1 protein-coding gene is annotated in these 516 nt (G+C 39.7%); it reads left to right on the forward strand.

Annotated elements, in window-relative coordinates:
• Positions 1–24: 24 nt before the first annotated feature.
• Positions 25–516 (forward strand): MFS transporter (locus AC1DWB_RS37205; protein WP_477546033.1); only part of this gene is annotated, 492 nt, incomplete at its 3' end.

Here is a 516-nt window from a genome sequence, read left to right on the forward strand (position 1 = left end):
TTGGTACAGAGGGAGATATTACACTTGAGTAATCAATTAAAGAGGTTAAATTATACTATTTGTTTTATTCTAATATTCGCTACAATGAATACGACAATGATGAATATTGCATTACCAAAATTTGCGGAAGAGTTTGTCTTGACACCTACTGCAGTGAGCTGGATTACCTCAATATTTAGTTTGGCGTTTGGCGTCGGAGCCGTTATTTTCGGAAAATTGGCTGACATATATTCCATTCGACGTTTAGTTGTTATAGGCCTTGTCATCTTCATGATAGGTTCTTTTATTGGTTTTGTCAGCACCAACTTCGAAGGGGTTATCGTCGCACGAATTATCCAAGGACTTGGTGCATCAGCGCTCCCATCATTAAGTTTGATCATGGGATCCAGATTTTACCCACCTGAATCTCGTGGTAAAGTGCTCGCTATGGTATTTTCCATTATAGCACTTGGGGCTGCAGTTGGCCCAATTATTGGTGGCTTTTTGACAGATTGGCTTGGTTGGGAAGTATTATTC

Source organism: Paenibacillus sp. P4_E11 (assembly GCF_056401635.1).